Origin of the sequence: Mesorhizobium sp. M4A.F.Ca.ET.050.02.1.1 (assembly GCF_003997725.1) — a bacterium.
Lineage (GTDB): Bacteria > Pseudomonadota > Alphaproteobacteria > Rhizobiales > Rhizobiaceae > Mesorhizobium.
The window spans coordinates 1-4,370 of sequence record NZ_RZSG01000507.1; the positions used below are offsets into that span (position 1 = coordinate 1).

The window sequence follows — 4,370 nt, forward strand, 5'->3', positions numbered from 1 at the left end:
GAATTTTTCGGTGCCTGAAGGGTCGATTGGCTCGAGGATCCTTCAGCCGTCTTGCCCTGGCGATGCAGTCGACGACGGTCGAAATGCTGATGTTCAGTTCTTCGGCAATCGTCGCGTACGAAGCCATCCCCTCCCACAGGTCGAGGATTCGGTTTCGGGTCCGGGCGACCCGTGGGTGCACTCGCCCTCCCGGCTTGTTGAAGCTCGAGAAGGCGTGAAACGGAAGGGAGGCCCGGTTTCCTGAGCGATGCGTCATCTTCATTCGGCGGCGAGCTCCCGCCAGCGGAACACGAAGGCCTCCGATGCTGTGAAGCACATTGTCGGCTCGTGAAGGATATGAGCAGGCGTCGGCCTCGGCAGCTCATCGAGGACGCTGGCGTTCAGAGCACCAGGTAGAGGCGTCGAAGGGTAGATCTTCTCCGCATATTCGCGACCGATCGCCTTGGCGCGCTCGATTGCAACGGGATCGACATCGAGGATCATGCATCACTTCCTGTGGTGGCTTGCATCTTATCCCGGCAACTGTTCTGGATTGGTGCGTCGCCGCTCGTGGAGCCGGTATCCTTCAGCCCAGACGGTGGTGATCCCAATGCCGAATGGCGTCAGCTTCTTGCGGAGCCTGTAGACGAAGGCATGGATCGTGTTCTCAGTCGGCGGATCGCCAGGGCGGTTGCTGTACAGGGTCTGCATGATTGCGGTTCGCGATGCCTGGTCGCGACAAGCCAGGCAGGCATAGACGCGCCTTTCCGATTTCGTCAGGCCCCATTCGTCCGGCACAGCGATGGACGTTGGCGCAAGAATTTCCTCGAGCTGGCGAACCTGTTCGCGCAACGTGGCGTTGTCGGCCCTCAAGCGGGCGATGAGATCGCGCTCGTCCATTATGCCGCCTTCCGCTTCTTCCGAGCGCCTCTCAACAATGGAGTGTATGTACGCCTGTGCAGACAAAATTGGCCGACAAACCCCGATGTGTGTACAAAACGAGCAGCACAGCGCGTGCCTCGCGCGCGCGGAGTTAGCGCCCTACGATGCGGGGCTTCGCCCCTGCGCCCCACAAGGGACTCGGTCCCTTGACCCATGCCGACCGCTGCGCGGCCGGCTCTATCCGCTTCAGCGCTCATGCCGCACCTTCTGGCGTCGAGCGATATTGCTTTGGAAGATGAAGGACCTGGCTGACTGCCGCAGCGTAGCGGCTGATCTCGGCGTCGATTTCCCTCGAAGTGATGCCAAGGCGCTCAAGCCCCTTCCGCTCCTGAGCGACATGCATCGACCAATAGCGTTGTCCGGCTTGGTACGACCGAGCGTCCAACGCCGCCGCGATCTTTCGCACCGTGTTGGCGCGACGGTGCAGCGGAAAAGGGCAGATGATCGCCGGCGGTTTCCAGTTGAAGAGATCAAGCTGCATCGGCGCCGCCCTTCATATGGTCAATGGTAGCGGGACCACTGTTGTCCAGGAGTTCGGGACCACTGTTGTCCAGACTTGCGCCCTCTAAGTCGGGACCACTGTTGTCCAGACTTGCGCCCTCTAAGTCGGGACCACTGTTGTCCAGACTTAGATCGGAACCTTCAGGGAGAATAATCCATGCAGGCAGCGTGATCGGAAGAGATGGGCGAAGGGTGCGGATGGTGATGAACTTTTCGCCTTCCGGACGCTTCCAATCAAAGGCGACCGCGAAGATGCCCAGATCGACATAGGCAGTAACTTCGCGACTGATAGTCTTCTCGGAGCAATAGCCCGCCCTGGTCGCAAGCGCGGCATTGCTGCCGGTAATCGTTCCATCTGACCACCAGATCACCTTTTTTGCGATTGCGATCAGTCGAAGGCTGACCTTCTCGCGATGAAGGATCTGCATGGCTACATCATGCCAAGCGTCGAACAATTCGAACCGTTCTCTGGGCCTGGTCGGCCAACGCAATGGCGCACAGGGCACCCTGTCGTTCAGGGCCGCCCGACGGATTCCCGTCGATCGTGCCGGATGGACGTCGTCGCCGGCTGCTGGGTCGAAGACGCCAGACATGATTTCGCTTTTGCTTCGCGCCGCAGTCATCAGTGCGCCCTCGCTAGGATCAGGCGAGACTCGCGAAGCGCCTCGATCGCCTCGGCGGCGCTTAGGCCAAATTTCTCTCGCACCTGCGGAACCGCGGCGCGCGCCTTGTCTCGCTCGCCGGTCGCTAGCCAGAGTGCGGCTGCTGACACCGTGTCGGTTTTCTGCTCCGTCGTCGGGGCGCCGCTCATTTGACATAGCCCCGCTTCTCGGCCGTCACCAGCGCCATTGCGACGGCTTCGGCAAAGACCTCTAGCTTGTCGACGGTGAAGGCGATCCCAGCGTTGCCAGGCCGCTTGGTGCCATCCTGGGCCGTGAAGTAGACGCGCGCGTTGAACAAGCGGATACCGTTGAGGAGATCGAGCGAGACGCGGATTTCCTCGCGCTTATTCTTCGGAACGATGGCGACGAGTTCTGACCCGGATGCTGTCGCAGCGGGGCGTTCGGAATGTTGGGCGGTGACGTCGGTCATACCGCAGCACCGATCTTCATCGTCAGACCGAGTTTGGCGGCGATCGGCGCAACGGGCACGACGATCTTTCCACCAATCTTGATGGTCTGAAAGTCACCGCGCTTGGCTGCGTCATAGGCAGCGTTTCGGCTCAGGTTGAAGAACAGCTTCCCGGCGTCCTGCACCGAGACAGTGGGTTTGGATAGTGCTTCGTCGAGCGTCAATTCCGTTCCCTTTCCATTCATGCCAAAGATACCAATCATATGTATGAAATACCACATAATCCCGCCACGTCTTGCTCGCAAGTATTTTATGTGTAAGTTTGGTATGAAACAGGGGTGTCAGACGGATGGCCAGACCGAAACTAGGCAAGGGCGACAGCCAGCGATTGCAGATGGTGATCAGTGACGAGGAGTTGCAGGCGATCGAGGAATGGCGGTTCCGCAACCGGATCCAGAGCAAGTCCGAAGCTATCCGCCGGCTGGCGCAGATGTCCCTTCGGATCGATGAGCCTATTGAGAAGATTTACCGCAGATCGAAGGAGCTCTATTCGGTTCTTCTGAGCCGTCACGACGTCACTACTTTCCTGTTAAGCGAAGATGTCGTCGACTGGGAGAGGATCGCCAAGATTGACCTCGTTACCACCACCGAACTCATCAAACACGTAAGCGAACTCCAGATGGCGGCGCACGCCATGACAGCCCAGGTGATGAAGATGCGCGCTGCTGGCGAGATCCCCGACCTGAGAGCCGAGGCCGAGCAAATCAAGGTGGAAGCTGCCCAGCGCACCAAGATGTTTCGGATGTTGATGAAAGCGTCGGAAGCCGGCATTTCGCCGGATGACGAGGAGGACGAACCATGAAAGGCCACATCCGCGAACGCAGTCCAGGTCATTTCGCCATCGTCCTCGATGTCGGCGAGATCGACACCAAGACGGGCAAGAAAAAGCGAAAATGGCACAGCTTCACCGGCACGAAACGCGAAGCGCAGAGGGAGTGCGCTCGCCTGATCGCTGAGCTTGACGCTGGCACTTACACCGAGCCCACCAAGCAGACCGTCGCCGAGTTCCTCGAGGAGTGGCTGACCTTCGTCAAACCATCGGTCGCGCCGAAGACCTTCGAGCGCTACGCCGAGATATGCCGCAAAGGACTGGTCCCGCTCATCGGCGCCGTGATCCTCGCCAAGCTGAAGACTGACCGTATCGACGCCGGGTTCTCCGAGGCATTGACCAAGCCCCGAACCGATCATCGCAAGGTCAAGGAAGTCGAGGACGCCAAGCCCCTGCCCCCACTGGCACCGCGAACGGTTCACCATTACCGCCGGGTTCTGATCAAGGCGCTTGGGCAGGCGGTGACCTGGGAGAGGCTATCCCGCAACCCGGCGATGGCGTCGACTCCACCGAAGGTCGAGCGCAAGAAGATGCTGGCCTACGATGTCCCGCAGACCGCGACACTTCTGGAAACGCTCCGGCCGACGCGGATGTTTATCCCGACGCTCTTGGCGGTGACATGCGGCCTACGGCGCGGTGAAATCCTTGCCCTGAGGTGGCGCCACGTCGAGCTAGGCGACAACCTCCGCCAGTTGGCTATCGTCGAGAGCGCCGAGCAGACCGACGACGGCGTCCGCTACAAGGAGCCGAAGAGCGGCAGGGCCAGAACCGTCGCCTTGTCGGCGAGCACCGTCGCCGAGCTGAAGGCGCATCGGGCGCGCCAGGCCGAGGAGCAGTTGCGGCTTGGCATCCGTCCCGACGCCGACAGCTTCGTGGTTGCCCAGATCGACGGTCAGCCGATACAGCCAAGGTCGTTGACGCATGAGTGGGTCCGCGTCCTCGGCAAGACCAAGCTGCCCCGGATTCGCTTCCACGACCTTCGCCATAC

The 4,370-nt window shown here is 60.4% G+C and carries 10 protein-coding genes; 2 read left to right on the forward strand and 8 right to left on the reverse strand.

The features are described 5' to 3' along the window. The 8 genes from EOA33_RS39845 to EOA33_RS25625 form a co-directional block, all read right to left on the reverse strand. Positions 1-262 (reverse strand): hypothetical protein (locus tag EOA33_RS39845; RefSeq protein ID WP_210212605.1); only part of this gene is annotated, 262 nt, incomplete at its 3' end. Beyond that, positions 259-483 carry a hypothetical protein gene (locus EOA33_RS25595; protein WP_127406902.1) on the reverse strand — a complete coding sequence of 75 codons (225 nt, stop codon included), beginning with the start codon at positions 481-483 and terminating at the stop codon, positions 259-261. The genes EOA33_RS39845 and EOA33_RS25595, both read right to left, overlap by 4 nt. Before the next feature lie 27 nt (positions 484-510). Beyond that, a complete protein-coding gene (locus EOA33_RS25600; RefSeq protein WP_127406903.1) occupies positions 511-879 on the reverse strand; it encodes a helix-turn-helix domain-containing protein in 369 nt (122 codons plus the stop codon). A 235-nt stretch (positions 880-1,114) separates the two neighbouring features. Beyond that, on the reverse strand, positions 1,115-1,402 hold the full coding sequence (locus EOA33_RS25605; RefSeq protein WP_127406904.1) for a DUF6074 family protein: 288 nt from the start codon (positions 1,400-1,402) through the stop codon (positions 1,115-1,117). Then, positions 1,392-1,850, reverse strand: coding sequence for a hypothetical protein (locus EOA33_RS25610; RefSeq protein ID WP_210212606.1), 459 nt, complete (start codon positions 1,848-1,850; stop codon positions 1,392-1,394). The genes EOA33_RS25605 and EOA33_RS25610 overlap by 11 nt, the downstream gene beginning before the upstream one ends. Positions 1,851-2,044: 194 nt before the next feature. After that, entirely contained in the window at positions 2,045-2,233 is a 189-nt protein-coding gene (locus EOA33_RS25615) for a hypothetical protein (RefSeq protein WP_127406906.1), read from the reverse strand. Beyond that, positions 2,230-2,514: a transcriptional coactivator p15/PC4 family protein gene (locus EOA33_RS25620; protein ID WP_127406907.1), complete on the reverse strand. Its 285-nt coding sequence runs from the start codon at positions 2,512-2,514 to the stop codon at positions 2,230-2,232. Before EOA33_RS25620 ends, EOA33_RS25615 begins: the two co-directional genes overlap by 4 nt. Beyond that, on the reverse strand, positions 2,511-2,717 hold the full coding sequence (locus EOA33_RS25625) for a DNA-binding protein (RefSeq protein WP_190234368.1): 207 nt from the start codon (positions 2,715-2,717) through the stop codon (positions 2,511-2,513). Before EOA33_RS25625 ends, EOA33_RS25620 begins: the two co-directional genes overlap by 4 nt. 125 nt (positions 2,718-2,842) lie before the next feature. On the opposite strand from EOA33_RS25625, the gene EOA33_RS25630 reads away from it, so the two are divergent. Both EOA33_RS25630 and EOA33_RS25635 read left to right on the forward strand, forming a co-directional pair. Then, on the forward strand, positions 2,843-3,355 hold the full coding sequence (locus EOA33_RS25630; protein ID WP_127406909.1) for a hypothetical protein: 513 nt from the start codon (positions 2,843-2,845) through the stop codon (positions 3,353-3,355). Continuing rightward, a partial coding sequence (locus EOA33_RS25635; protein ID WP_127406910.1) for a tyrosine-type recombinase/integrase occupies positions 3,352-4,370 on the forward strand: 1,019 nt, incomplete at its 3' end. The genes EOA33_RS25630 and EOA33_RS25635, both read left to right, overlap by 4 nt.

What these genes read in the sequence shown, in the direction of transcription:
- EOA33_RS25595 (WP_127406902.1), bottom strand. Translation starts at nt 483, where the DNA reads ATGATCCTCGATGTCGATCCCGTTGCAATCGAGCGCGCCAAGGCGATC.
- EOA33_RS25600 (WP_127406903.1), bottom strand. Translation starts at nt 879, where the DNA reads ATGGACGAGCGCGATCTCATCGCCCGCTTGAGGGCCGACAACGCCACG.
- EOA33_RS25605 (WP_127406904.1), bottom strand. Translation starts at nt 1,402, where the DNA reads ATGCAGCTTGATCTCTTCAACTGGAAACCGCCGGCGATCATCTGCCCT.
- EOA33_RS25610 (WP_210212606.1), bottom strand. Translation starts at nt 1,850, where the DNA reads ATGCAGATCCTTCATCGCGAGAAGGTCAGCCTTCGACTGATCGCAATC.
- EOA33_RS25615 (WP_127406906.1), bottom strand. Translation starts at nt 2,233, where the DNA reads ATGAGCGGCGCCCCGACGACGGAGCAGAAAACCGACACGGTGTCAGCA.
- EOA33_RS25620 (WP_127406907.1), bottom strand. Translation starts at nt 2,514, where the DNA reads ATGACCGACGTCACCGCCCAACATTCCGAACGCCCCGCTGCGACAGCA.
- EOA33_RS25630 (WP_127406909.1), top strand. Translation starts at nt 2,843, where the DNA reads ATGGCCAGACCGAAACTAGGCAAGGGCGACAGCCAGCGATTGCAGATG.